This is a genomic window from Haloarchaeobius marinus, from assembly GCF_051207415.1.
Classification (GTDB): Archaea; Halobacteriota; Halobacteria; order Halobacteriales; family Natrialbaceae; genus Haloarchaeobius.
In genome coordinates this window covers 568,138-592,081 of the sequence record NZ_JBPKGD010000002.1, presented here as the reverse complement: position 1 = coordinate 592,081, position 23,944 = coordinate 568,138, and the positions used below count along the sequence as shown (strand labels likewise).

At 67.8% G+C, this 23,944-nt stretch carries 26 protein-coding genes and 2 tRNA genes; 17 read left to right on the top strand and 11 right to left on the bottom strand.

Annotated elements, in window-relative coordinates; all coding sequences use genetic code 11:
• Positions 1 to 86 precede the first annotated feature (86 nt).
• The 3 genes from ACSC1W_RS09060 (at position 87) to ACSC1W_RS09050 (ending at position 5,302) form a co-directional block, all read left to right on the top strand.
• Complete coding sequence (locus ACSC1W_RS09060) at positions 87 to 1,304, top strand: MFS transporter (protein WP_435346811.1); 1,218 nt, start codon at positions 87 to 89, stop codon at positions 1,302 to 1,304.
• A gap of 119 nt (positions 1,305 to 1,423) precedes the next feature.
• Positions 1,424 to 3,238, top strand: coding sequence for an acetyl/propionyl/methylcrotonyl-CoA carboxylase subunit alpha (locus ACSC1W_RS09055; protein WP_435346809.1), 1,815 nt, complete (start codon positions 1,424 to 1,426; stop codon positions 3,236 to 3,238).
• A 645-nt stretch (positions 3,239 to 3,883) separates the two neighbouring features.
• Complete coding sequence (locus ACSC1W_RS09050; protein ID WP_435346807.1) at positions 3,884 to 5,302, top strand: sodium-dependent transporter; 1,419 nt, start codon at positions 3,884 to 3,886, stop codon at positions 5,300 to 5,302.
• 107 nt (positions 5,303 to 5,409) lie between these two features.
• Here ACSC1W_RS09050 and ACSC1W_RS09045 read toward each other — a convergent pair.
• The 4 genes from ACSC1W_RS09045 to ACSC1W_RS09030 form a co-directional block, all read right to left on the bottom strand.
• A tRNA-Glu gene (locus ACSC1W_RS09045) sits at positions 5,410 to 5,484 on the bottom strand.
• Positions 5,485 to 5,554: 70 nt separating this feature from the next.
• A complete protein-coding gene (locus ACSC1W_RS09040) occupies positions 5,555 to 6,748 on the bottom strand; it encodes a helix-turn-helix transcriptional regulator (RefSeq protein WP_435346805.1) in 1,194 nt (397 codons plus the stop codon).
• A gap of 39 nt (positions 6,749 to 6,787) precedes the next feature.
• Positions 6,788 to 7,960 (bottom strand): metal-dependent hydrolase family protein, encoded by a 1,173-nt coding sequence (locus ACSC1W_RS09035; protein WP_435346803.1) that lies wholly within the window; start codon positions 7,958 to 7,960, stop codon positions 6,788 to 6,790.
• Positions 7,957 to 8,322 carry a YegP family protein gene (locus ACSC1W_RS09030; RefSeq protein ID WP_435346801.1) on the bottom strand — a complete coding sequence of 122 codons (366 nt, stop codon included), beginning with the start codon at positions 8,320 to 8,322 and terminating at the stop codon, positions 7,957 to 7,959. Before ACSC1W_RS09030 ends, ACSC1W_RS09035 begins: the two co-directional genes overlap by 4 nt.
• Before the next feature lie 383 nt (positions 8,323 to 8,705).
• Here ACSC1W_RS09030 and ACSC1W_RS09025 point away from each other — a divergent pair, with 383 nt between their 5' ends.
• Positions 8,706 to 9,068 (top strand): winged helix-turn-helix transcriptional regulator, encoded by a 363-nt coding sequence (locus ACSC1W_RS09025; RefSeq protein WP_435346799.1) that lies wholly within the window; start codon positions 8,706 to 8,708, stop codon positions 9,066 to 9,068.
• Positions 9,069 to 9,180: 112 nt separating this feature from the next.
• On the opposite strand, the gene thyX is transcribed toward ACSC1W_RS09025, so the two are convergent.
• Positions 9,181 to 9,924 (bottom strand): FAD-dependent thymidylate synthase, encoded by a 744-nt coding sequence (thyX, locus tag ACSC1W_RS09020; protein ID WP_435346797.1) that lies wholly within the window; start codon positions 9,922 to 9,924, stop codon positions 9,181 to 9,183.
• 114 nt (positions 9,925 to 10,038) lie between these two features.
• Between thyX and ACSC1W_RS09015 the strand changes: the two genes are divergently transcribed.
• From ACSC1W_RS09015 to ACSC1W_RS08990, 6 genes are all read left to right on the top strand, one after another.
• A complete protein-coding gene (locus ACSC1W_RS09015) occupies positions 10,039 to 10,959 on the top strand; it encodes an HhH-GPD family protein (RefSeq protein WP_435346795.1) in 921 nt (306 codons plus the stop codon).
• A 46-nt stretch (positions 10,960 to 11,005) separates the two neighbouring features.
• Positions 11,006 to 11,782, top strand: coding sequence for a helix-turn-helix transcriptional regulator (locus tag ACSC1W_RS09010; protein WP_435346793.1), 777 nt, complete (start codon positions 11,006 to 11,008; stop codon positions 11,780 to 11,782).
• A 95-nt stretch (positions 11,783 to 11,877) separates the two neighbouring features.
• Positions 11,878 to 12,456 (top strand): NADPH-dependent FMN reductase, encoded by a 579-nt coding sequence (locus tag ACSC1W_RS09005; RefSeq protein WP_435346791.1) that lies wholly within the window; start codon positions 11,878 to 11,880, stop codon positions 12,454 to 12,456.
• A gap of 42 nt (positions 12,457 to 12,498) precedes the next feature.
• Positions 12,499 to 13,086 carry a thymidine kinase gene (locus ACSC1W_RS09000; protein WP_435346789.1) on the top strand — a complete coding sequence of 196 codons (588 nt, stop codon included), beginning with the start codon at positions 12,499 to 12,501 and terminating at the stop codon, positions 13,084 to 13,086.
• A 3-nt stretch (positions 13,087 to 13,089) separates the two neighbouring features.
• Positions 13,090 to 13,692: a YIP1 family protein gene (locus ACSC1W_RS08995; RefSeq protein ID WP_435346787.1), complete on the top strand. Its 603-nt coding sequence runs from the start codon at positions 13,090 to 13,092 to the stop codon at positions 13,690 to 13,692.
• Between the two features lie 239 nt (positions 13,693 to 13,931).
• On the top strand, positions 13,932 to 15,152 hold the full coding sequence (locus ACSC1W_RS08990; RefSeq protein ID WP_435346785.1) for a S8 family peptidase: 1,221 nt from the start codon (positions 13,932 to 13,934) through the stop codon (positions 15,150 to 15,152).
• 48 nt (positions 15,153 to 15,200) lie between these two features.
• On the opposite strand, the gene ACSC1W_RS08985 is transcribed toward ACSC1W_RS08990, so the two are convergent.
• A complete protein-coding gene (locus tag ACSC1W_RS08985; protein WP_435346783.1) occupies positions 15,201 to 16,241 on the bottom strand; it encodes a DNA-methyltransferase in 1,041 nt (346 codons plus the stop codon).
• A gap of 118 nt (positions 16,242 to 16,359) precedes the next feature.
• Here ACSC1W_RS08985 and tatA point away from each other — a divergent pair, with 118 nt between their 5' ends.
• Together tatA and ACSC1W_RS08975 are read left to right on the top strand one after the other, a co-directional pair.
• Positions 16,360 to 16,662 (top strand): twin-arginine translocase TatA/TatE family subunit, encoded by a 303-nt coding sequence (gene tatA, locus ACSC1W_RS08980; protein ID WP_435346782.1) that lies wholly within the window; start codon positions 16,360 to 16,362, stop codon positions 16,660 to 16,662.
• A gap of 228 nt (positions 16,663 to 16,890) precedes the next feature.
• Positions 16,891 to 17,502 carry a response regulator transcription factor gene (locus ACSC1W_RS08975; RefSeq protein ID WP_435346780.1) on the top strand — a complete coding sequence of 204 codons (612 nt, stop codon included), beginning with the start codon at positions 16,891 to 16,893 and terminating at the stop codon, positions 17,500 to 17,502.
• 95 nt (positions 17,503 to 17,597) lie between these two features.
• Here ACSC1W_RS08975 and ACSC1W_RS08970 read toward each other — a convergent pair.
• Both ACSC1W_RS08970 and ACSC1W_RS08965 read right to left on the bottom strand, forming a co-directional pair.
• Positions 17,598 to 17,672: transfer RNA gene (locus tag ACSC1W_RS08970), tRNA-Val, on the bottom strand.
• 49 nt (positions 17,673 to 17,721) lie between these two features.
• Positions 17,722 to 17,946, bottom strand: a complete 225-nt coding sequence (locus tag ACSC1W_RS08965; RefSeq protein WP_435346778.1) for a DUF7553 family protein — start codon at positions 17,944 to 17,946, stop codon at positions 17,722 to 17,724.
• 314 nt (positions 17,947 to 18,260) lie between these two features.
• Between ACSC1W_RS08965 and ACSC1W_RS08960 the strand changes: the two genes are divergently transcribed.
• Positions 18,261 to 19,211 (top strand): MBL fold metallo-hydrolase, encoded by a 951-nt coding sequence (locus tag ACSC1W_RS08960; protein ID WP_435346777.1) that lies wholly within the window; start codon positions 18,261 to 18,263, stop codon positions 19,209 to 19,211.
• A gap of 34 nt (positions 19,212 to 19,245) precedes the next feature.
• Here the strand turns inward: ACSC1W_RS08960 and ACSC1W_RS08955 are convergent, their stop codons facing one another.
• Positions 19,246 to 19,779 (bottom strand): cob(I)yrinic acid a,c-diamide adenosyltransferase, encoded by a 534-nt coding sequence (locus tag ACSC1W_RS08955; RefSeq protein ID WP_435346775.1) that lies wholly within the window; start codon positions 19,777 to 19,779, stop codon positions 19,246 to 19,248.
• A gap of 317 nt (positions 19,780 to 20,096) precedes the next feature.
• On the opposite strand from ACSC1W_RS08955, the gene ACSC1W_RS08950 reads away from it, so the two are divergent.
• Both ACSC1W_RS08950 and ACSC1W_RS08945 read left to right on the top strand, forming a co-directional pair.
• Positions 20,097 to 20,330 carry a hypothetical protein gene (locus ACSC1W_RS08950; protein WP_435346773.1) on the top strand — a complete coding sequence of 78 codons (234 nt, stop codon included), beginning with the start codon at positions 20,097 to 20,099 and terminating at the stop codon, positions 20,328 to 20,330.
• A 45-nt stretch (positions 20,331 to 20,375) separates the two neighbouring features.
• Positions 20,376 to 20,543: a DUF7838 family putative zinc beta-ribbon protein gene (locus ACSC1W_RS08945; RefSeq protein WP_435346771.1), complete on the top strand. Its 168-nt coding sequence runs from the start codon at positions 20,376 to 20,378 to the stop codon at positions 20,541 to 20,543.
• A gap of 495 nt (positions 20,544 to 21,038) precedes the next feature.
• On the opposite strand, the gene ACSC1W_RS08940 is transcribed toward ACSC1W_RS08945, so the two are convergent.
• Positions 21,039 to 21,479 carry a hypothetical protein gene (locus ACSC1W_RS08940; RefSeq protein ID WP_435346770.1) on the bottom strand — a complete coding sequence of 147 codons (441 nt, stop codon included), beginning with the start codon at positions 21,477 to 21,479 and terminating at the stop codon, positions 21,039 to 21,041.
• Positions 21,480 to 21,666: 187 nt separating this feature from the next.
• Here ACSC1W_RS08940 and ACSC1W_RS08935 point away from each other — a divergent pair, with 187 nt between their 5' ends.
• Complete coding sequence (locus ACSC1W_RS08935) at positions 21,667 to 22,344, top strand: class I SAM-dependent methyltransferase (protein ID WP_435346768.1); 678 nt, start codon at positions 21,667 to 21,669, stop codon at positions 22,342 to 22,344.
• 78 nt (positions 22,345 to 22,422) lie between these two features.
• Here the strand turns inward: ACSC1W_RS08935 and ACSC1W_RS08930 are convergent, their stop codons facing one another.
• Complete coding sequence (locus tag ACSC1W_RS08930; protein ID WP_435346766.1) at positions 22,423 to 22,716, bottom strand: PadR family transcriptional regulator; 294 nt, start codon at positions 22,714 to 22,716, stop codon at positions 22,423 to 22,425.
• A 347-nt stretch (positions 22,717 to 23,063) separates the two neighbouring features.
• Between ACSC1W_RS08930 and ACSC1W_RS08925 the strand changes: the two genes are divergently transcribed.
• A complete protein-coding gene (locus ACSC1W_RS08925; RefSeq protein ID WP_435346764.1) occupies positions 23,064 to 23,894 on the top strand; it encodes a VOC family protein in 831 nt (276 codons plus the stop codon).
• The last annotated feature ends 50 nt before the right edge of the window (positions 23,895 to 23,944 follow it).

Genomic DNA, 23,944 nt, shown 5'->3' with positions numbered 1-23,944 from the left:
GTGACGGTACTGACCGGCAACGAACTGCCGAACCGACCACCGCCCTCGACTCCCTCGACCCGTACATCGGCCCCATTCACCCCAACATGCGTCGTCCCTACTACGGCTGGTACGTCGCCGGTGCGTGCTTCCTCGGGACGTTCGTCCTCTTCGGCGTGAGTTACTCCTTCGGCGTGTTCCTCGAACGGATGCTGGAGACGTTCGACGCGGACCGGGGGGCGACCTCGCTGGCGTTCGGCGTGCAGACGGTCGCGCTGTACGTCGGCGCGAGCGTCATCGGCGTCCTCGTCGATCGATACGGGACGCGCCGGAGCCTCCTCGTCGGACTCGTCGGGACCGCGAGCGGACTCGCGCTCGCGAGCCGAGCAAACTCGCTCCTCGAGCTGGTCCTGACGTACGGGGTCCTGACCGGCGTCGGGTTGAGCGTCGTCTACGTCGTGTCGTACGCGACCGTGACGCGCTGGTTCGACCGTCGACTCGGACTCGCCGGCGGCATCGCGTCCGCCGGCCTGGGCGTCGGCATGCTCGCCGTCGTCCCCGCCGCAACGTGGATCATCGCGCGAACCGGCTGGCGCGACGCGCTCGTCGCGCTCGCCGCCCTCGCCGCCGTAGTGCTGGGGGTCGCCGCCCTCGTCGTCCGGGACGACCCCGCGTCCGTCGACGTCGACCCACCGGCCGGGGAGTTCCGCGGTGCCGTCCCGGTCGCGAACCGCCAGTCGCTCCGCGAACAGTACGCGGTCGTCCGCCCGCTCGCCGCGTCGAGACCGTTCGCCGCGCTCTTCGCGGGCTGGGTGCTCGTGTACGCGTCGCTCTACGTGCTCCTCGCGCATCTCGTCCTGCACGCCGTCGACGTCGGCATCGGTCGTGCGAGCGGCGCGACCGCACTCGCCGCACTCGGCACGACGAGCGCAATCGGCCGGGTCGCCATCGGGCACCTCGCGGACACGCTCGGCCGACTGCGCGTGTTCGTCGCGTGCTCGGCGGTCATGGGCGTCGCGACGCTCGCGCTCCTCGGGGTCCGGTCGTCCGCGGTGCTGATCGCCGTCGCCGCGCTCTACGGACTCGCCTACGGCGGGAACGGCGCGCTCCTCTCGCCCGTGACGGCCGACCTCTTCGGTCGCGACAACATCAACGCCGTGTTCGGACTCGTCTCGATGGCGTTCGCTGTCTCGGGCCTCGTCGCGCCGAGCGCCGCCGGCGCCGTCTACGACGCCACCGGCACCTACGAGCCCGCGCTCGCCGTCACCGGCGTCCTCGCGCTCCTGGGCGCGGGTTCGGTCGCCCTCGCCGGACGACTCGCCTGACCCGACCCACGGGCGCTCGTGACCGCCCGTCGCGGACCGCGGTCGGATCGGGGACGAACGCGGCGGGGGACCGTGAACCGACAAAATAAGGTGGGTAGTCCGAGATTGTTTCGGCAAGAATGTTCAGGAAGGTTCTCGTCGCGAATCGAGGGGAGATCGCAGTCCGCGTCATGCGCGCGTGTGAGGAGCTGAACGTCTCCACGGTCGCCGTCTACAGCGAGGCGGACAAGAACGGTGGGCACGTCCGGTACGCCGACGAGGCCTACAACGTCGGGCCGGCGCGTGCGGCCGACTCGTACCTCGACCACGACGCCGTCATCGAGGCGGCGCACAAGGCCGACGCGGACGCCATCCACCCCGGCTACGGCTTCCTGGCGGAGAACGCGGACTTCGCCCGGAAGGTCGAGGCGGAGGACGGCATCACCTGGATCGGTCCGACGGCTCACTCCATGGAGCAACTCGGCGAGAAGACGAAGGCCCGGCGGGTGATGCAGGAGGCCGACGTTCCCATCGTTCCCGGGACGACAGACCCGGTCGAGGACCCACAGGAGGTCACCGACTTCGCCGACGAACACGGCTACCCGGTCGCCATCAAGGCCGAGGGGGGCGGCGGTGGCCGCGGCATGAAAGTCGTCCAGAGCGCCGACGAGGCGGCCGACCAGCTGGAGTCGGCCAAGCGCGAGGGGGAGGCGTACTTCGACAACGACTCCGTCTACCTCGAACGCTACCTCGAACAACCCCGACACATTGAGGTCCAGATCATCGCCGACCAGCACGGGAACGTCCGGCACCTGGGCGAACGCGACTGTTCGCTCCAGCGCCGACACCAGAAGGTCATCGAGGAGGGGCCCTCGCCCGTGCTCTCCGACGACCTGCGCGAGCAGATCGGCGAGGCCGCCCGGCGCGGCGTGCAGGCCTCGGACTACGTCAACGCCGGCACCGTCGAGTTCCTCGTCGAGGACGGCGAGTTCTACTTCCTCGAGGTGAACACCCGCATCCAGGTCGAACACACCGTCACCGAGGAACTCACCGGCATCGACATCGTCAAGTGGCAGCTCGAGGTCGCCGCCGGCGAGGAACTCGACTTCTCACAGGACGACGTCGACCTCGACGGCCACGCGATGGAGTTCCGGATCAACGCCGAGAACGCCGCAAACGAGTTCTCGCCCGCGCCGGGCGGCAAGCTCGCGACGTACGACCCGCCGGGCGGCATCGGCGTTCGGGTCGACGACGCGCTCCGGCAGGGTGACGAGATAGTCACCGACTACGACTCGATGATCGCGAAGCTGATCGTCTGGGGGTCCGACCGCGACGAGTGCATCGAGCGCTCGCTCCGTGCCCTCCGCGAGTACGACATCGAGGGCGTCACGACCATCGTCCCGTTCCACCGGTTGATGCTCACCGACGAGCGCTTCGTCGAGGGCACGCACACGACGAAGTACCTCGACGAGGAGGTCGACCGCGACCGTATCGCAGAGGCACAGGCGCAGTGGGGCACAGGGGCCGGTGCCGGCGAGGAGGAGGAAGAGGTGGTCGAACGCGAGTTCACCGTCGAGGTCAACGGCAAGCGCTTCGAGGTCAACCTCGAAGAACGCGGCGCGATGCCGGTCGGCGGGTCCCGTTCTGCACCCCGTGGCGGCAACGGCGGTGGGGGAAGCGACGCCGGCGGCGGTGGCGGCGGCGGGAGCGCTGCGAGCGCCGGCGTCGAGGTCGAGGGCGACGGCGAGACCGTCGAGGCCGAGATGCAGGGTACCATCCTCTCGGTCGAGGTCGACGAGGGCGACGAGGTCGCCTCCGGAGACGTGCTCGTCGTCCTCGAGGCGATGAAGATGGAGAACGACGTCGTCGCGTCCCGCGGCGGGACCGTCACCCAGATCGCCATCGACGAGGGCCAGAGCGTGGACATGGGCGACGTCCTCATCGTGCTGGAGTAGCCGGCCCGCTAACCTATCACGGACTAACCCGTCACGGCTGCTGTTCTCTGGTGTCCACGTCGACAGAGCAATCAGCCCCGTCGAACGCGGGGTGCGTTCGTAGGTAGGATTACGAACGTCCCGGAGAGAGGGTGCGGAGGCCGACCCAGGCGGCGCGGGTGGAGCGCCGTCGCCACCTGCGTCGGCAGTGTGGACCGGGGACTCTCGCGTCTGTGGGGAGGTTCAGTGGTGTACCGGGCGCGAGAGTGAGGGCCGACGAGTCGGGGTCGCTCGTCCGTCGCGTGCCCCGGACGTGCGATTGGAGCCTGTGGGTCGCGAGGCGACCCGCGTCATTCAGGGCGACGGTTCGGGGCGGCGGCGTCGGCGTGGAGGGCCGAAGCGTCGCGGGGCACACCTACCGGTTAGAGACGAGGGGCCTTTCAACTATCCCAAGCTGAAATGCAGTTTTGACCGACCTTGCGAGGACAGGGACCCCCGACCCAGTCGGGCGGTTTTCACCGTCACGTAGCCGGGGTCCGGGTCGGTGACGTGGCGACCGACTCCCCGTCTCGGCGGTCGCCCACCGGTTCGAGGACCGCGTTCGTCGCTGGCTGACCGTCTCGGCGTTCGAAACCCACTTACAGCGAACCACGTGAGTGATATACAATGGTACGAGAGACGTGGGCCACGCGCATCGGCTTCATCCTGGCTGCCGTCGGGTCGGCGGTCGGTCTCGGGAACATCTGGCGGTTCCCGTGGATCACCGCCGAGAACGGCGGGAGTGCGTTCCTGCTCGTCTACCTCGGCATCGTCGTCCTCGTCGGCGTCCCGGGTCTGGTCGCCGAGTTCGTCATCGGCCGCCGGACCCAGCGAAGTCCGGTGGGCGCGTTGCGGGCCCTCTCCGGCTCCGATACCTGGGGTACGTGGGGCCTGTTCTACGTCGTCACCGCCGTCGGCCTCATCTCGTTCTACAGCGTCGTCGGCGGGTGGATACTGCGCTACTTCGGCGAGAGCGCACTCGGCATCGTCGGGGTCGAACCGGCGTACTTCGCCGCGCCCGAACCGTACTTCGGCGGGGTCGCCGCGGGACTGGACGCCTTCGCGTTCCAGTTGCTCTTTCTCGCCCTGACCGCAGCCATCGTGGTCGTCGGCGTCCGTGGCGGCATCGAACTCGGCACGAAGGTCATGATGCCCGCCGTCCTCGTCCTCCTCGTCGGACTGGCCGCCTGGGCCGCCACGCAGTCCGGCGCGGCCGCAGCCTACGAGTTCTACCTCCGGTTCGACCTCACCACCGTCCGGGAGAACTTCTTCACCGTCCTCGGGCCCGCCGCCGGACAGGCGCTGTTCACGCTCTCGCTCGGGGCCGGGACCATGGTGACCTACGCCTCCTACCTCGGCGAGGACCGGTCGCTCCCCTTCGACGGGACGACCATCGCCGTGTTGAACACCTTCGTCGGCGTCCTCGCCGGCCTCGTGGTGTTCCCGCTGCTCTTCTCGCTGGGCGTCGACCCCGCCGAGACCGCCCCAGGGCCCGGCGCGCTGTTCATCGGCCTCGCCGACGCCTTCTCGAACCTCCCGGCCGGCACCGTCGTCGCGACGGCCTTCTTCGGCGTCGTCGTCCTCGCCGCGCTCTCGTCGTCCATCAGCATGCTCGAGATTCCCGTCGCCTACCTCGTCGACGAACACGGGATGGACCGCCGACCCGCCACCGCACTCGTCGGTGCACTGGTCGTCGTCACCGGCGGCGTCTGCGCCTTCTCCCCTGCCGTCTTCGAGTTCGTCGCCGGTCCCCTCGTCGACACGCTCCTGACGGCCGGACTCACCGCCTTCCTCGTCTTCGTCGGCTGGGTCGTCGGCCGCGACTCCATCGAGGAGTTCCGGTCCGGCGCCGGGCGGTTCGGCGACGCGCTCGCGACCCCGTGGCTCGTCACCGTCGGCGTCGTCCTCCCGACGTTCCTCCTGTTCACCCTGCTGACCACCTTCGGCGTGGACGCGAGCGTCGGCTTCTGGCCTACCGTCGGCCTCGCCGTCGTCCTCGCGGTCGGGGCGTTCCTCGGCGTCCGGAGCGACCGGGCGCTGTTCTGAGGGTCGCCAGGCCGTCCTCCCGAACGAATCACGTCCGGAGGGGCGTACCGCCTTCGGTATTCGGTAGTGCCAGACCGGCCGGTAGAAGAGTCGAGAGTGGAGAGGAGTGCTCCGTCAGGGATTCGAACCCTGGTCCTTGCCGTGAGAGGGCAAGATGATTGGCCGGACTACACCAACGGAGCGTTCGTGTACACCACCTGCTTTCGCAGGTACAAGTAAAACGCTTGCGTTTCCTCGTCGCCGTGGTGCTGTTTAGCGTTCGTCGTCGGACCCGTCCTCGCCCTCCACGTCCTCGAAGGGCGACCCCGCGGCGTCGGGTTCGTGGCCGGCGAGGCTAACGATGTTCTCGCGGCCGACGCGGAGTTTGCTGATGAGGCCCTCGTCCTCCATGTCCGAGAGGAGCATGCTGACCTTGGACTTCGACCAGTCCGTCGTCTCGACGATGTCGGACTGGCGCATCCGACCGCCGTTCTCGTTCAGCAGTTCGACGACGCGGTCCTCGTCCGTGAGGAGTTCTTCGTCGGGGACCGCGGGTTCGGGCGTGACGCCGTCGCCCTCGTCTCGCGGTGCGACGGCGCCCGCGCCGGCGTCGCCCGGGGCCGTGTCCACGGCACCGTCGTCCCGGGAGCGCCACCAGACGGCGGCCCCGGCGATGCCGACGAGGGCGAGGACGGCGACGACCGGGAGCATGGGAATCGAGTCGGACCCGAGTCCGCTGCCCGGCCGGGTCGTGGAGTCCGTCGGGCCGACGCCGCCGGAACTGGAGACGAACTCGACGCGCGGACGCTGGTCCGAGAAGCTGCGCTCGCCCTGCCACGTGACGCTGTCGCTGTCGGCTGGCGAACTGCCGGAGAACTCCCCGGCGGGTTCGACCGCCTCGAAGGCCAGTCCGTCGCCGGGTTCGAACACGAGCGACTGGCTCGGGCCGATGTAGAACCCGCCCTCGAAGACGTCGTCGACGACGACGCGGTCGTCGGGCGTCCTCGCGAAGGCCGTCCAGCGGAACGACATCCTGACGACCCCGACGTCCTGGTCGAAGCTCGGTTCGATGGTCGCGCTCCGACGGAAGTCGGTCGCGGTCATGTTCCGACCGGTCTCGTTGGTTCCGAAGGTCGTGAGGTCTCGCGCGCGGCGGGTGAAATCGCTGTACAGTTCCGTCTGGTTCGACTCGAAGTCGTCGGCGAACGTCTGGAACTGCTGGCGCTCGGACTCGTTCGCCAGCTGGCGCTCGTGACGGATCGTGAACCGGGCCGAACCGTTCGCAGAGACCTCGATACGGAACTGTGTGCGGTCGAATTGCTGGAGGCTATCCGCCGACGCCGATGCGTCCGGGGCTGCGACTCCGGGGTCGTGCTCGGCGCCGAGTACCGGGAGGGGGCCGGTTGCGAGCACGGCCGCAGTCACGACGAGGACGACGAGGGTTCCAACACGGAGTAACCGTCGCATTCGTCCCCCCTTACTCGGGGAGGGATAAAGAACGCTAGGCTATCGCCTCGCGAGTTCCCCGCGTGCGATTACGGTTTCGACAGATCGCCAGACCGACACGTCCTCGCGCGGGTCGTCGGGCAGGAGAACGAGGTCGGCGCTCGCGCCGGGGGTCACGCGACCCGCGTCGACGCCGAGCAGGTCGGCAGCGGTCGTCGTCGCCGCCTCGAAGGCCTCCTCGGGCGTCAGTCCGTGTTCGACGAGCAACTCGAGTTCGCGTGGGATGTCGGCGAACTCGTTGAACGGCGTGCCAGCGTCGGTTCCCATCGCGATTCGGACGCCCGCATCGAGTGCGTGCTCGAAGGCGGACTCGAAGGCGACCTGGGCCTCGCGGGCCTTCTCGACGGCGTAGTCCGGAATCGGCGCGTCCTCGGCGTTGTCGACGATGCCGTAGAGCGCGCTCGCGGTGGGGACCCAGCAGGTGCCCGCCTCGGCCATCGCCTCGGCGGCCGCCTCGTCGATGAACGTCCCGTGTTCGACGCTGTCGATGCCCGCTGCGACGGCGTTCAGGATGCCGTCGACGCCGTGTGCGTGTGCGGCCGTCGGGACGCCCTTCGCGCTCGCGGCGTCGACCAGCGCCTCGAGTTCGTCGGGCGTGAGTTCGGGTGCGCCCGTGTTCGCACCCGGCGTCAGGACGCCGCCCGTGGCCATGCACTTCACCACGTCCGCGCCGCCTTTGAGCTGTTCGCGTACGGCCTTCGTGACCTCGTCGCGGCCGTCGGCCTCGCGGCCGAACCAGTGGCCGTGGCCGCCGGTCATCACGACGTTCCGTCCGCAGGCGAGCACCCGCGGGCCGGGGACGACGCCCTCCTCGACGGCCCGGGCGGCCTCGAACGCGATGCCGTCGGGCGTGCCGAGGTCCCTGACCGTGGTGACGCCCGCGGAGAGGGCCGAACGCATGTTCCGGGCGGCGCGATAGGAGAGGAACGGGGTCGACTCGTCGACGTCGCTCGCCGGGTCCGGCCCGGCGTTCATCGTCAGGTGGACGTGTGCGTCGACCAGGCCCGGGGCGACGTAGGAACCGTCCGCGTAGACCGTCCGGTCGGCGTCGACGTCCCGGTCGAGGTCGTCACCGACGTGCGTTATCTCGCCGTCCTCGACGACCACCGTCGCCTCGCGCGCGCCGTCGACGTCGACGACTGTCCCATCACGGACGACCAGCGTCCGGGTCACGAGTCCTCCCGTTCGGTCGTCTCGGCGTCGCCGACGTGTCCCTGCACCCGTCGGGCGGCGTCGCGCGCGCCGTACTTGCTCGCGTACCCCTCGCCGCTGTCGGCGATGATGCGGCCGTTGCTCGCGACGAGTCGCCAGCGGTACTGGCCCGCGGCGTCCTCGAAGACCTCGAAGTGCGTGTCGTCGAACGACGGCAGGACCGCGTCGGGTGCGTCGTCCTGGATACGCGAGACCGCCTCGCGAGCACTGGAGCGCGTCGCGTACCCCTCGCCGCTGTCGGCGACGATCTCGCCGTTGCTCGCGACGAGTCGCCAGCGATACCGCTCGGCAGCGTCCTCGTAGAGTTCGAACGTGTGCGTCACGACTCCGTGATTCGTCCAGTGACACCAAAAAACTGGACCCGTGCGGGATGACAGCACCCGGCGGGCCCCAGTCGTCGACGCAATGAGTGGTGGGGACGCGTCGATCTGTGGTGGTTCGGTGGTGGTGGTGGTTGGGGTGTGCCTCTGACCAGAGTCGCGATAGGGGGTGGGGTGGGGGTCGTCCAGTCAGGGTGGATGGCAGCAGACGGGTCCCGAACGACGTTCGGGGGCCTGCCGTCACACCCTGACTTGGGATTGTAGTTACCCCCACATAAAATTACCGCCGAAAATCTCCATTGGTTATGCACCGCTCGAATTGCCATTAGATAGAAATAAAAGGAGGGCCAAAGAATTACGTACAAGAAAATACGGAGCGTGTTACAGTGAGACTACGACAACCGACTGACTTCCTGATACTCGAAGCCCTGCAATCCGAGGGTCGCAACGTCGCGACGAACCTCGCGCACCACACGGACAAGAGCCGAAAGAACATCAACAGCCGACTGCCCGTCCTGGCCGACTACGGCCTCGTACGGAAGATCGGGCCCGCAGAACGGTCCGGCCTGTACGAGATAACGAAGAAGGGTCGCATCGCCCTGATGTACCAGGACAAGTACGACGAGGTCGACGACTTCGGGTCCCTCATCGAGGGGCCGCACGCCAGCGACCAGCAGGCTGGTGCCCAGCAGCAGGCACAGCTCGTCCGCGGTTCGGACGAGGAGGACGAGAACGAAGACGACGAGTGAAGCCGCTTCGGCCCGGCCAGCTCTGTCTCTCTCCGCTGTCCGGCGACGCGCCTGATGCACCGGATTTCGGCGTCTGTCCGCCCGTTCACGGCCAGTGCCGACGCCGCGACGCCTACGGCGCGAGACGGTTCTTCCGGTTCTTCATGTGCTCCTCGTAGTACTCGAAGGTGATGGGACACCACTCGCTGGCGAGTTCGAGGACGCGCTCGGTCATCTCGCGTATCTCCCACTGCGCGTCCGCCGCCGCCCGCATGTCGGCCACGTGCATGAGCATCCGAACGTTCATCGACATCACCATGTTCACCTTCGTGCCGATGGGGAGGACGAACCGTGCGTCCTCGGGGGGCATCCCCAGTTCGAGCAGGCGCTGGTACTCCTCGACGCTCCGCGAGACGGACTCCTCGAACACTCGTTCGCGCTCGGCGACGGCCTCCTCGTCGACGGCGCCCGTCTTCTGGTTCCGGCCGACCCAGTCCGGGTCCGACGCCGACGGGGGCGTGACGACGAGTTCGCCCTCCGCGACGTCCGCCGGGTCGACGTCGTCGAACGCCACGTACCGCATCGACTGGACGTCGAAGCTGACGTGTCGGTGGCGGGTGATCTGGGCCATGCAGGACCGGCTGATGCCCTTCACGGCGAACGTCGCCTGTGGATGCTCGAACGGTCCGAAGTGACCGTGGCTCAGCAGATGACCGATGAGCGTCTCCTTCTTCTCCTCGATGCTGTCGCCCTCGATGCCCTCCATCACCGTCTCGAACGATTCGTCGCCGACGTACCCCCCGTAGTAGTCGTTGCGCGCCCCGGTACAGACGAGTTCCTCGGGGTCCTCCGTGGCTTCCAGTAGTTGGACCTTCATGCTGCAGTCGTACCGACACACTCACCCAGGGGTAAAGGAATCTGCTGTTTTCCGAGTCGTCGCCGCCGGAACCAGCAGGGATAAACCCGGCCCATCCCAAGCCCCGACGACACCATGACGACGCCGGAGGCGTGGACGTTCCCTGACGACGTCGACCGCACTGTCGTGCGGTCGGCCCTCGTCGAGTGGTACGAGGCCGACCACCGCGACTTTCCGTGGCGACTGACCGACGACCCCTACGAGATACTCGTCTCGGAGGTGATGAGCCAGCAGACCCAGCTCTCGCGCGTCGTCGTCGCCTGGCGCGAGTTCCTGGCGGAGTGGCCGACCGTCGAGGCGCTCGCCGACGCCGACCGGGCCGACGTCGTCGGCTTCTGGACCGACCACTCGCTCGGGTACAACAACCGCGCGAAGTACCTCCACGAGGCTGCACGACAGGTGGTCGCGGAGTACGAGGGGTCGTTCCCCGAGACGCCAGACGAACTCCAGAACCTGATGGGCGTCGGGCCCTACACCGCCAACGCCGTCGCCAGTTTCGCGTTCGACGCGGGCGACGCGGTGGTCGACACCAACGTCAAGCGCGTACTGTACCGGGCCTTCGACGTGCCGGACGACGACGCCACCTTCGAGCGCGTCGCGAACGACCTCATGCCCGAAGGCGAGTCCCGCGTCTGGAACAACGCCATCATGGAACTCGGCGGGGTCGCATGCGAGAAGGTGCCCAGTTGCGACGAGGCTGGCTGTCCGTGGCGCGAGTGGTGTCACGCCTACGAGACGGGCGACTTCACCGCGCCGGACGTGCCGACCCAGCCCCAGTTCGAGGGGAGTCGGCGTCAGTTCCGCGGCCGCATCGTCGGAACGCTCAGGGAGCACGGCGAACTCGACGTGGACACGCTCGGCCACCGCGTGCGCGTCGACTACTCGCCGGACGGCGAGCACGGGCGGGAGTGGCTCCGGGGACTCCTCGCCGACCTCGCGGACGACGGCCTCGTGACCGTCGACGACGACGCCGGGACCGCCGACCTCCGTCGCTAAGAAATGTGCCGTAATAGGTATGTCAGTCCGCCCACTTCTCGACGGTATGGGTGGTGACGACGTGGACGAGACGATGGGCTTGCTGTCGAAACGTCGTTCCTTCCTCGCGTCGCTCCAGGACTCGCCCAAGGAGAAGCCAGCGCTGGCGTCGGACTGTGGGGTCGCCCGGTCGACGGTCGACCGGGCCATCCGCGAACTCGAGGTCGCTGGACTGGTCGACCGGGGGGACGACGGCTTCGAGTTGACCATCCCGGGACGGCTCGTCTTCGACCAGTTCCGGGCGTTCGAGCGCTCGATAGACGCCATCTGTAGCGCCGACGACTGGCTCCCGATGCTGCCCCGTCACGACATCGTCGACCCCGTGATGCTCCTCGGTGGCGAGGTGACGCGGGCGGACATCCACGCCCCGGACAAGGCGATGCAGGAGACGCTCGACCTCGTCTCGACGGCGGCGCGTGTGCGCGGCGTCTCCCCCGCCGTCCACGGCGCGTACGTCGAGACGTTCGACGACCGCATCCAGAACGAGGGGATGGACACCGACCTGGTGTTCAGCGCCGACGCCCTGACCGAACTGACGACGACGTACGCCGAGTACATGCGAAAGGAGTTCCCGGAGAACGTCAGCATCTACCAGATCGACGAGTTGCCGCCACTCGGCCTGATGCTCGTCGACCACGAGGACGGCACCACCGAGGCCAGTTTCGGCCTCTACACCGACAACGGCGTCCAGGTCGTCGTCCGGAACACGGCCGACGCCGCGGTCGACTGGCTGACGCGGGAGTTCGAGGCCTACCGCGACCGGGCGACCGAGATACAGCTCTGAGACCGTCGACCCCGGCCACCGGTCCCCGTCCGACGACGCGTCGTCGCGGTCACGTCACCTTGCATTATTTCACTCCGGCGTTCGACCTATCGTCCATGCCAGAGGACACCCACGTCGCGGCCGTCTGCGGGAGCCTTCGAGACGGCAGTCACACGCGCGCTGCACTCCGGGTCGCCCTCGACGCGGCGGAACAGTCGGGCGCGACCACCGAACTCGTCGACCTCCGGACGTACGACCTCCCGGTGTTCGACGCCGACGACGACGAGGCGGGCGACGCCGCCGAACTCACCCGACAGGTCCGCGAGGCCGACGCGGTGGTGCTCGGGTCGCCGATGTACCACGGGTCCTACGCCGCCCCGCTGAAGAACGCACTCGACTACTGCGGCTTCGACGAGTTCGACGGCAAGACCGTCGGCCTGCTCGCGGTGGCCGGCGGACACTTCCCCGTCACCGCGCTCGAACACCTCCGGTCGGTCTGTCGGGCGCTGAACGCGTGGGTCATCCCACACCAGGCCGCCATCCCGAGCGCTTACGACGCGTTCGACGGCGACGAGTTCGTCGACGAGGGCCTCGAAGAGCGCGTCCGGACGCTCGGCCACCGGGCCGTCCAGTACGCCCACATCGAACCCGACCCCCACTCCTTCGAGAGCCAGGAGAACGTCGGTGCGAACTGAGAGAGTAACGTCTATAGGGTCGGCTTGCGCGGTTTGGGTCGAATGCACGCCATCACGAACAGCGGGTGGGTAGAGGTGATCTCGGGCAGCATGTTCTCGGGCAAGACCGAAGAACTGCTCCGTCGCCTCCGCCGGGCCGAGATAGCCGGACAGGACGTGGCGGTGTTCACGCCCGCGCTCGACGACCGGTTCGGCGCGGACACGGTCGGCTCACACGAGGGGCGCATCTGGGACGCCGTCGCAGTCGAGTCCGAGGGCGAGGGCGTCTGGGACGTCCTCGACCACCTCAACGGCGAGGAGGTCGTCGCCTTCGACGAGGCGAACTTCTTCGACGCGGACCTGGTCGACGTCTGCCAGCGCCTCGCGGACGACGGCCGGCGCGTCATCGTCTCCGGGACGGACCTGACCTACCGGGGCGAGCCGTTCGAACCCCTGCCCCAGCTGATGGCAATCGCGGAGTACGTCGAGAAGTTGCAGGCCATCTGTGCGGTGTGTGGCGAACCGGCGACGCGCAACCAGCGGTTCGTCGACGGCGAACCAGCCCACCGGGACGACCCGACCATCCTCGTCGGTGCCGAGGAGTCCTACGAGGCACGCTGTCGAAGCTGTCACACCCTCAGGGGCGACTAGTCGATGACCCAGTGGACCGAGAACCCCGAAGGCGGCCGGGCCCGTGGCCCGACCGGCCTCGCACGCGCCTGGGTCGAGGTGCTGGTCCGCCCCCGACGGTTCTTCGACAACGGTATCGCACCCGCCGACCAGGCACCGGGACTCGTGTTCGCGATGACCGTCGTCCTGGTCGAGGAGGTGGTGCGGTTCGCGCTCGTCGACGACGCCTACCCGGTCGTCGCCGGGAGCGAGCCCCTGTCTGCCGCGCTCTGGCTGGGCGTGGCCGTGCTGCTCGTCACCCCCGCCGCGGTCCACCTGCTCGCCGCCCTGCAGACCGTCATCCTGATACCGTTCGCGAAGGACCGGGGCGGCGTCAGCGAGACGGTCCAGGTGCTCTGTTACGCGACGGCGCCCTGCGTCGTCGCCGGCGTCCCCAACCCGACCGTCCGGGCAGTCGTCGGTCTCTGGGCGATGGGACTCTTCGTCGTCGGCCTGTCCCGTCGCCACCACGTCCACTGGCAGCGCGCGCTCGTCCTCGGCGCGATTCCGGGCGGCCTCGCCTTCGGCGTCGGCTTTCGCGCGTTCGACGCCATCGGCGCGTTGCTCCGGCAGTGGTACATCATCTGAGGGCCCCTCGTTCGGTCGACCCCGCCGACAGGAAAAACCGAGACGTCCACGGACGTGGACCATGGTATCTCGACCCATAACGTTATCGTCGGTGGTGTTGAATTTAGGCTGTCATGTCGCGTTATCCAATCAGTGGAGACCCGAGCAGACGTAGCATTCTCAAAGCAGGCGGAATAGCCCTCGGTGGGTTGACCGTGGGGAGCGTGCCCGCCAGTGCCAGCGAGACCGGACGATACCTGATGCGACCGGAACAGGGGGCCGACCTCTCGAGTCTGACGGTCCAGGAGGACCTACCGGGCCTCGGCTACGTTGCCGTCACGGGTCGTGAGGCGGACGTCGAGAGCGAGTCAGTCGGGTACGCACCGGACCCCATCCTCGAACTGGACGAACCGGCCGTCGATTCGGCCGTCCCCGACGACGCGAGCGAGTCTCTCGACGAACCGCTGGTCGGGCTACAGTGGGACAAGCAGGACCTCTCCATCCCGGCGGCGCACGACGTCACTCGGGGCGAGGGCGTCCGCGTGGCAGTCATCGACTCCGGCATCGCGGCGGACCACCCGGACCTCGACGACGTCAACCTCGACCTCTCGAAGAACTTCAGCGGCGACGGCCTCGGCGTGGGCTACCCGTACGGGGGCTATCACGGTACGCACGTCTCCGGCATCATCGCTGCGAACGACCAGAACGAGACGGGGGTGCTCGGAACGGCACCCGGGGCGGAACTGGTCGACTGTCGGGTGTTCCCGTACGGAGAGGGTGCACCGTTCTCCGTCATCCTCGCCGCGATCCTGCACAGCGTCGAAGTGGACGCGGACGTCGCGAACATGAGCCTCGGGGCGTACGCACCTCGGCGGGCCTACGTCGACGACGGCCGGTTCGGCCAGTTCTACGGCGGCGCCCTCAACAGCGCGCTGACCCACGCGAAACAGGAGGGGACGCTGGTGGTCATGTCGGCCGGGAACTCCGGGGCCGACCTCCAGCACGACGGACAGTGGATCAGTCTCCCGAACGAGGGCGCCACGGGGTTGAGCATCAGTGCGACCGGTCCCATCGGGTTCGGCTGGGGCGACCCCGGACTCGAATCGGACTACGCGAGTCCGGCGTTCTACACGAACTACGGCACGAACGCCATCGACCTCGGCGCCCCCGGCGGCGACGCGGACCTGGAGTTCCCGAGCCAGTACTGGTACCTGGACCTCGTGTTGAGCACCGTCGCCGAGTTCGAACGCAACGAAGACGGCGAGATAATCGGCGACGCCTCGTACTCGTACAGCTGGGCCGCCGGCACCTCGATGGCAGCACCGAACGTCTCCGGTGCCGCCGCGCTCGTGCTGGCGAACAACCCCGGCTACTCCCCGGCCCAGGTCGAATCCGCCCTCAAGGAGGCGGCCGACGTGCCGTCGGGGTACGACAAGGCATACTACGGGTCCGGCTATCTGAACGTCCTCGACGCGCTGTAGTCGTCGTCCGGGTCGGGGTGGGTTCCGGCCGCCGTCCCGACCGAGTTCTCACCGGGGTCGGTACGCGACGCGATACCCGTCCCCGGTCGTCCGGACGTCCGTCACCTCGTAGAAGCGCATCGTCCGCTCCTGTTTCGTCGTCACCGGGAAGTCGTACTGCTCGGAGCGGTAGTCGAAGGTCTCGCCCTCGCGCCGGCGTCGCTCGACGAACTCGCGGTGGCGGTCGAGGCGCCGGTCGACCAGTCGACGCGAGCGCTCCGGGAGCGCCTCGATGCGGTCGTCGAACGTCGCCGCGAACCCGGCGTCCAGTTCGTAGCCCCGCGAGTTCCGGCCGGCGAGCATCGCGGCCAGCGTCGTCGTGCCGGTGCCCCAGAACGGGTCCAGCACGGTGTCGCCGTACACCGAGTACATGTTGATCAGCCGGTACGGTATCTCGACCGGGAACGCACCCGAGCGACTCCGGACGGCGTCGTCGACGTGGCGGTCCTGCACCTCGCCGGCCACGTCCGTCCACACGTCCGAGAACCAGTCGTTGCGCTCCTCCCAGAAGTACGCGCTCTCGTACCGGCGTTCGCTGCCCGGTTCGAACGACCGCGACTCCGCCCCGTTCCGGAACACGAGCACGTACTCGTGTTCGAGCGTGACGTACGCGTTCGGCGGGAGCATCCCCGACCCCATGAACTTGCTCGCCTTGTTCGTCGGCTTCCGCCAGAGGACGTCCGGCAGCGGTCGAAAGCCGAGGTCTCGCATCTCCGCCGTGACCCGGGCGTGGTTGGGGTACTGCGAGAAACTGCCGTCCAGACTGCGCGTCGCGTCGCCGACGTTGAGGCAGACGATTCCGCCTGGTCGGACGACGCGGGACAGGTCCGCCCACACCGCCGCGAGTTCCTCGTGCATCAACGAGAACGCCCGGTCACCGTCGCCCGACTCCAGTGCTGTTCGCACCTCGGGGTTGAGGGACCCGAACGTCTCGTCCCACATCGAAATCATCGGGTACGGGGGCGAGGTGACCACCAGGTCGACCGAGTCCTCCTCCAGCCCCTCCATATCGCGGGCGTCGCCGACCGTACAGGCGTGTTCTGTCTCCATCGAGTCCGTCGATTTGGTTACGGCGTCCGCGACGTAAAACTGTGCATCGGAGCCGGGCACCTGTCACGGCCGCGAGATGCTTATCTCCTCTGCGGCCGTACGGTCCACGGATAAAGCAATGACCGTACCACTGTTCATCGGCGGCATCGGCGGCCCGGAGCTCGTGCTCGTCTTCCTGCTCGTCATCCTGCTCTTCGGCGCGGACAAACTGCCGAAGCTAGCACGGTCGAGTGGCGAGGCGATGGGCGAGTTCCAGAAAGGCCGCGAGGAGGTAGAGCGCGAACTACAGGAGGCGAAGGCCAGGGCCACCGAACCGGTCGCCACCGACGAGGTCGCCACTGACGAAGCTGACGACGTAGAAGCTGACGACGTAGAAGCCGTCGACGAAGACGGTCCCGACGCCGGTGCGTCGCCGGCGTAACCGTCCAGCATCGAGGCGTCCTGGCACACCGGCCTCTACATCAAATCGAACACATCGAATCGAACACATCGAATCGAACCGAACCGTCCTGGTAATCCAACTCCCCTGCGACCGCCACGGTTCGGCCGGAACCGCCACGACGTCGCCACGAGTGCACAGGCGTCGACGTCGACCGGTCGAAGTGGCGACAAACTATAACTCGGTCCACCGGTTCCTAGTCGCCATCACATGCCTGCGGACGAGAGCGAAGGCGACCGCGAAGGCGACCGACCGACGGTCCTCGTCGTCGACGGCGAGGAGAAACTGGCCGACATGTACACCCTCTGGCTCCGGGCAAACTACGACGTTCGAACGGTCTACGACGGGGAGGAAGCGCTCGGGGAACTCGACGGCGTCGACGTGGTCCTGCTCGAACGACACCTTCCCGACCAGTCGGGGGACCAGGTCCTCGAAGCCGTCCAGCGCCGGACCGCCGACGTCAGCGTCGTCGTCGTCACCGGCGTCGAACCCAGCTTCACGATACTGGAGTTGCCGTTCGACGACTATCTCTGCAAGCCTGTTCGGCACGGAGACCTCGTCGACGCCATCGAACACCAGTTGCTGGCACGAGACCACGGCGACGTCTTCCGTCGCTACACCCGACTGACGGCCAGCCAGCAACTCCTGGAGATGGGACACAGCCCGGACGTCCTCGACGGCCACGGCGAGTTCCGCGACCTGCAGCGCGAGGCCGAGGAACTCGAAGCGCGACTCCGCCACACTGACGACGGCTTCGAGGAGGCGGCGGCGACCTTCCGGTCCATCGACCGCGGTCCGGGCAGGTCGCGGTCGAGGAACTGAAGCCTGTCAGAGCGTCCGCCACCCGACTCCGTCGGTCCGCACCTCTTGCTCCGCGCCTCTTCGCTCCGCTCTTCGTCGCGTTGTCGTCCGAGAAGTGGGTTGGGGCAGATTTGAACTGCCGACTTCCTCCGTGTGAAGGAGGTGTCATAACCGGACTAGACCACCAACCCGCGGTACATCCGGCTACCCGGTTCTAAAACTTAAGAGTTCCTTTCCGCCCTAGGCGCGCGACCGCATCTCACCGACGCGGCGTCGGGCCTCGCCGGCACGGCCGGTGACCTCGGACTGGATCCGATCGACGCGGGTCCGTTCCGGTTCTGGTTCCTCGCCGCGGTACGCTGCGACCATCTCGCGGACCGGTTCGAGTTCCATGTCGATACCCCGGTAGAGTTCTTCGCCTGCTCGCTTGGCGTGGTAGCGGGCATCTCTGAAGTGGCGGTTCATGTTCGAAGATAGGGGAGTTGAGATGATAAAAGTGTCGCCTGTATAACGACAGATGCGTTCGCGTCGCGTTCCCCGTCCGGGACGGCCGAAACCGTAGCGCTTTAGTGATTCTTTGGCTTACCTAAAAATACGGTCGGCGACAGACACTCCGTGTCAAACCGTCGTCTCGGCTCCCATAGCCAGTCATGCCGACCGGTGCGTCTCGACGGCACGACGCACCCACGACCCGTGGGCATCACCCGGGTCTCCCCCTGTCTCGCCGACCGTTCTCCGTAGCCGAAGAGTTTACCCCCACGGCCCTGTACTCCGGAGCAATGTTCGAGCGGTTTCCGATTCCGACGCCGTTCCAGGTCGGTCGGGTGAACGCGTATCTCGCGGGCCGGACGCTCGTCGACCCGGGACCGGACGGTGAAGAGGCGTGGGCTGCACTTCTCGACGCACTCGAGAGCGAGGCGCTCGCGCCCGAGGACGTCGAACGGGTGCTCATCACCCACCCGCATCCCGACCACTTCGGCCTGGCCCACCGGCTCGGCGAACTCGGGGCGACCGTCGTCGCGAGCGACCCGTGTGCCGACATCGTCGCCGACTTCGAATCGCGCTGGGAGTACGAACGCTCGTTCTTCCTCGACTTCTTCGAGCGCAACGGGATGGCCGCCTCGACGGCTGACACGGTCACCGAACTGCCCGAGGCGTTCCTGAACTACGCGCCGAGCGTCGACGTGGACGAGACGGTCGAGGCGGGCGACGAGTTGACCGTCGCCGGAACCACGGTGACGGTCGACCGGGTAGAAGGCCACGCCCCGGGCGAGGCGACGTTCTCGTACGAGGACGACGACGGGGCGTACGTCGGCATCGTCGGCGACAACGTCCTCCCCGACATCACCCCGAACCCGTTCCTCCAGCCGCCGACCGAACCCGGCGGTGAGCGCCCCCGGGTCCTCCCACAGTACAACGTCCACCTGGCGCGCCAGCGCGACGCCGGGTACGACCGACTCCTGCCGGGCCACCGGGACGTCATCACCGACCCGGCGGGCCGCATCGACGAGATACTCGCGGCCCACGGCGCCCGGTCGGCGGACGTCCTCGAACTGCTCGACGGCCCGATGACCGCCGTCGACGTGATGCACGGCCTGTTCGAGGACCTCCCGGTCACCGAGCAGTTCTCGGGCATGAGCGAAGCCATCGGCCATCTGGACGTTCTCGAGGAACGCGAGGCCGTCGAACGGCACGAGCGCGGCGGCATGATAGTGTACGAGCGTCCCTGATTCGGATGCCGGTCGACGCCGTCGTCGGAGACGGTCAGTACGTCGGGTTCTCCTCGGGCACGCCGTCGCGCGCGTTGACCACGCGCGCCCAGACGAACAGGGCGTCAGAGAGTCTGTTCAGGTACGTGATGGCGGTCTCGTTCGCCGGGTCGTTCGCGGCGAACGCGACCGCACGCCGCTCCGTGCGCCGACAGACCGCCCGCGCGTGGTGGAGTCGTGACCCCTTCTCGCTCCCCGTCGGGAGGATGAACGACGTGAGCGGTTCCAGTTCGTCGTCGTAGGCGTCGATCCACGCCTCCAGTTGCTCGACGTGCTCGCTCTCGACGACCGGGTCGTCCTCGTCCGCGTCGGGGTTCGCGAAGTCGGCCTGGACGATGTGCAGGTGGTTCTGTACCCCTTCGAGTTTCTCGTCGACGTCGTCGTGACCGGTCGGCCGAACCGTCCCGATGAGGGCGTTCAACTCGTCGACGGTCCCGTACGCCTCGATGCGTGGACTCGTCTTCGAGATTCGGGACATGTCCCGGAGGTCCGTCATCCCCTCGTCCCCTCGACCGGTGTATATCTTCATGCTCGTGGGTTCGAACGAGAGGCACTTAACTCCCGTCGCGTCGCTCGCGCCACGGCCGGGATTCGATATCGTGCCATGAGATTTACGTTCCTGCCCTCCCCGACCAGCTCTTCGGACCCGACCGTGACCGCGAGTCGAGTCGCTGCACGGAGCTGGTGAACGGAGCTCGTTCGGGAGGGCGCTCGGCACGGGTCGAGAACGGTTCCCGGAGGCCGGCGTTCGACGGGTCGTCTCACCGCCACGTCGCCGGTGGCGTGCAGCCACGTCGGCCGAGCGTCTGACGTAGTTTAATATGTCACTGACACACAGTCAACGTCATGACGCTCCCGAACGGTAGTGCGGCTCCCGACGAGTTGTTCGATACCTTCCCCGAGGACACCCTGGAGGAGATCATCGCGCTGGCGGACCTGGAAGTGGAACCGACCAGCGAAGACGTGGGTAGCGAGCCGTTCGAGCGGTTCGTCGACGGCGTGTCGGTCGACCGGTCGGCCCACACGCCCGCGGACGACGGAGACGGCATCGACATCGACGTCGAGCGACTGTTCGGGTAGGCGCGCTTCGAATCAATAAAGTTCCACGCCCACAGAGGTGGGGCCATGAGCCTGGAGATGGAACACTACTGCCCCGACTGCGAGACCGACCGGACCTTCTACCGCGCCGCGAGCACCCTCATCCACCTCGGCGAGAAGATCAAGTGGCACTGCCCCGAGTGCGACTACGGCTTCGTCGTGGTGAACGGGAACGTCGACACGAGCGAGGCCTGAGTCCGGCCGACGCCCCGTCTGAACCGAACTGTTCTCTCTCGATTCCGTCGTTCCGCGCCGGACTGCCGAGTGCGCGTGCGGTCGTCCGCACGGCGATTCGCGAACTCGACCGGTCGTCGCCGGGGCGGGCGTGCTCCTGACCGCGAGTCCTCCGCCTACGCCCCCGAAACTCCAGATCGTCGTGTTCGAGTCGCCTGTTACTGGTCCGCTCCGGCTGGTAAATCACATATCACGATAGCAAATCGGATGATGGCAGGACGGGTCGAGCCACGAGAGTCGAGCCCCGGAACGCGACCGACGTCGCGGCCAGACGCGAGTCACCGACTCGAACGACGTCAGCGCGAGGACGTCGCTCGGCGCTCGCACGGCTGACCGGAGCGCAGCAGTCAGACGAGGGAGGCACCTGGCACGACCCGACGTCGGGGTCGTCCTCGCATCGCCACTGGCCGGGGGCGAGGACGCCACCCGTCCGTACAGGAGAAGTGGTCGGGTCGGCTACCGTTCCCACAACCGGTCGAGGTCCCTGTCCAGTTCGTCCCGGTCACCTTCGTCCGCGTAGGGGTCGGGTTCGGCTTCGGGGTCGTCGAGCGCGAGGTCGAGTCGTCGCTCGAACTCCCGTTCGTCGATGTTGCCCGCCACGTACTGGCGCTGGAGGCGCGTCGTCGGGTCCTCTGTATCGACGTCGGCGCCCGGCGGACCCAGGTCGGCCGCCGGTCCGGCGTCGTCCGTCTCATCGTCGTCACCGAGGAGTGAGACCACCCCTGCGGCGGCCACGCCGAAGAGGACCAGCAGTCCGAGGGCGACGACGAGCGTGACGACGGCACTGAGGACGCCGACGACCACGCTCACGACGGTTCCAACGACGGCGAGGACGAACAGGAGCGCGAGTACGGCGACGACGCCCTTCACCAGGGTGCCACCGAGCGAACGGGCCATAGCAGACCTGGGTCCGCCGCGGGCAAAAACCTTGACCACCCCACCGGCGGACACATAAGTGTCGCCGGGTACAACTGGCGGGCGAATGCGAGACACCACGCGGCCGGGTGAGACCGACGGACGAACGAACCGCGGCCGACGTCGACCGCGAGCCGACGACTTCCACGACGTCGATGGGTGAACCCGGATGACCTCCCACGACGGGTCGACGGATAGCGACGGCCACCGGTTGTTCGCCGCCCTGTACGACCCGGTTGTCGGTCCGTTCGAATCGCGCGTCGAACCCCACCGCCGCTGGCTGGCGACGGGCTGCCGGGGGACCGTACTCGCGGTCGGCGTCGGGACGGGAGCGATGTTCCCGTACTTCGCCGAGGTGAGCCGTCGAGACCCGACCGTCGAGTTCGTCGGCATCGAACCCGACCCGCACATGCGAAAGCGGGCCGAACCACGCGCCCGGGAGTGCGGACTCGACATCACGATACACGACGCCGGCGCAGAAGCCATCCCGCTCCCAGACGACAGCGTCGACGTCGTCGTGGCGTCGCTCGTCTTCTGTACGATACCGGACGTGGACGCGGCCATCGACGAGGTCGCCCGGGTGCTCGAACCGGGCGGGGAGTTCCGGTTCTTCGAGCACGTCCGCGCGAAGGACTGGACGAACCGAATCCAGCAGGCCGCGACGCCGGTCTGGAAGCGCGTCGCCGGTGGCTGTCACCTGGACCGGGCGACGGACGAGCGATTCATCGCCGACGACCGGTTCGAGGTGCAGGCGTTGGAGCGCCTGGACGTCGGCGTGCCACCGGTCGAACCGTTCGTGCGGGGAGTCCTCGTGAGGAACCCGGAGCAGTCGCTCGAAGGCCAGTAGTGTCTCGAAGAATCGCGACGGAACCGACTCCCCCCTGCTGTCTGCCGGTGGCGGGACCCGGTCTGTCGACTTCCCTCGTTACGCTTCCGCGGTCTCCATCCGGTCGACGTACTGTGCTTCCCACTCCTGCCGGGCGTCGATCTCACGCCGCCCGCGACGGGTCAGCGTGTAGAAGTTCGTCCGGCGGTCGAGTTCTCCCTTCTCGACGAGGCCCTTGTCGACGAGGGTGTCGAGGTTCGGATAGAGTCGACCGTGGTGAATCTCCGATTCGTAGTAGTCTTCCAGTTCGTCCTTGATAGCTAATCCGTGCGGCTCGTCGAGGCCGGCGATCACGTACAACAGGTCCCGCTGGAACCCAGTCAGGTCGTACATGGTAGTACTAAAGTATCCCGTCAAAAAGAATGTTGTGATTCCTGAGTCGATTTCAGGAGTGGCTTACAGCGTGACTCGTAGAGCCATCGTTCCGTGGAACCGGGAGTATCTGCGGGGAGATAGTTGGGTTCATCCGTAAGAATCCTGTAGAAAGTGGTGGGCCGTTCTCCAGAATTCTGTCGCTGCCGTTGGACGACGTCGGCAGTACGGAGCGAAAAGGGTACTGATTCGCGATGCAGCGGTGCTCGCCGCCGAACGATATCGTGGCTGTTCCGTCCACCGCCCACAGCGCCGTAGTCCCCCGCACACGGGGGCATCGTTATGGGCGTCGGCGTCGGTGTGGGCGTATGCGGATCGACCACGTCGCGTTCGGCTGGCACGACCTCGACGACTGCGTCGGCCGGTTCGCCGACGCGGGACTCGTCACGACCTACGGCGGCGAACACGCCGACGGGAGCACGCACATGGCCATCGGCGGCTTCGCCGACGGGTCCTACCTCGAACTCATCGCCCCCACCGGTGCGGACGTCCGCCCGGTCCGATGGCCTCGCCACGTCACCGACGACGGCGGCCCCGCAGCCTGGGCGGTCGAGGTGGCGGACGTCACGGCCGAACTGCGTGCCGCCATCGCGCCCGGCGTGCCAGTATCCGGCCCGTTCGCGGAGGGTCGCGACCGGCCCGACGGGACGCGCGTCGAGTGGGACGCCGGCGTCGTGGGACCGGAGTCGCTCAGACAGGCCGTCCCGTTCGTCATCGCGGACCGGACGCCCCGGTCCTATCGGGTCACGCCGACGCCGGAACTGGCCGACAGTCCGTTGACCGGCGTCGCAGAGGTCGTCCTCGGCGTCGAGGACCCCGAACCGGTTCTCGACGTCCTCGACCGACTCTACCGACTCCCCTCCCCACGGACGTCGACTCGCCCCGAACTCGGTGCCGAACTCCACTCCGTCCCCGGCCGCCCGTTCTCGGTCGCGGCCCCCACCGGAGCAGGCCAGCTGGCCGACCGACTCGACGCGTACCCGGCGTCGCCGTGTGCCTACCTGCTGGGGACCGACGACCTCGACGCGGCGATGGCGGCCTTCGAACTGACCGACCCCGTTCGGTGGCCCGGCGGGCGAGTCGCGTGGGTCGACGTCGACGGCCTCCGCGACCGCATCGGCGTGCTGACGCGAGAGTGAGTGTCGGGCGGCATCGACGTACGGTCGGACCGGACGAGGACCGAAGGGAT